Below are 806 nucleotides of genomic sequence, written 5' to 3'. Positions count from 1 at the left end.
CCAGCAGCGCGGCGGCGATGACGACGACCAGGACGACGGACTTGAGCAGCACGATCAGCGCGGCGACGAACGCCACGTACGGCAACCCGAGCAGGAACATCGTGCCCAGCATCCGGGCGGTGAGCTGCCGATCGGGCTCGAATCGGCTGCGCATCGCCATCACCCCGGGATGAGGCCCTCGTCGGAGAGCAGGGCCCGCACCTGTGTGAGGCTGGTGTCCTCGTCGGGCAGCACCAGGTCGGACGGTGTGATCGTCTCGTCCGGCAGGGGTGTGCCGAGGCTGCGCACCGCGTCCAGCAGGGCCGACAGGGCGGTTGCGAACGCCGTCTCGTCGCCTGCGTCGGCTGCCGACTGCAGCGAGGCGTCCAACTCGTTGAGCCGGTCGAGGTGTTCGTCGGTGATCTCGTACTGGCCCTCGCCGAGAATCCGCATGATCATGACGTCGCCTCCTGGTCCGGCGGGCCCTGCTCCGCGCTCTTGCCTTCTACGGCCGGCGGGGTGGCGGACGGCGGGAGCTGGGCTTTCATCCGGGCCAGTTCCCTGTCCACGTCCTCGCCTGCGGTGACGCGCTCGAGTTCGGCCTGGATGTCGTCGCGGCCGGCGGGCAGAGTGGCGTCCTCCAGGGCGCCGGAGGCGAGCAGTTCGTCCAGTGCTCCGGCGCGGGCCTGCATCTGTTCGGTCTTGTCCTCGGCGCGCTGCATGGCCATGCCGACATCGCCCATCTCCTCGCCGATGCCGGTGACCGCTTCGGTGATGCGGGTCTGGGCCTCGGCTGCGGTGTAGCGGGCCTTGATGGTCTCCTTGCT

At 69.7% G+C, this 806-nt stretch carries 2 protein-coding genes and 1 pseudogene; all 3 read right to left on the bottom strand.

Going from position 1 to position 806, the window contains the following annotated elements; genetic code table 11:
* Positions 1–154 (bottom strand): annotated as a pseudogene (locus RB628_RS40995) (zinc metalloprotease HtpX); the annotation flags it as partial.
* 5 nt (positions 155–159) lie between these two features.
* The gene (gene pspAA / locus RB628_RS40990) at positions 160–438 is read right to left on the bottom strand and encodes a PspA-associated protein PspAA (protein WP_318325716.1); all 279 of its coding nucleotides are present in this window, start codon (positions 436–438) and stop codon (positions 160–162) included.
* On the bottom strand, positions 435–806 hold a 372-nt coding region (locus tag RB628_RS40985), incomplete at its 5' end, for a PspA/IM30 family protein (RefSeq protein WP_412180807.1). The genes pspAA and RB628_RS40985, both read right to left, overlap by 4 nt.

This window comes from Streptomyces sp. ADMS (assembly GCF_033441795.1).
GTDB lineage: Bacteria > Actinomycetota > Actinomycetes > Streptomycetales > Streptomycetaceae > Streptomyces.
The sequence above is the reverse complement of the archived record's forward strand: the minus strand, read 5'-3'. Positions and strand labels throughout refer to the sequence as shown.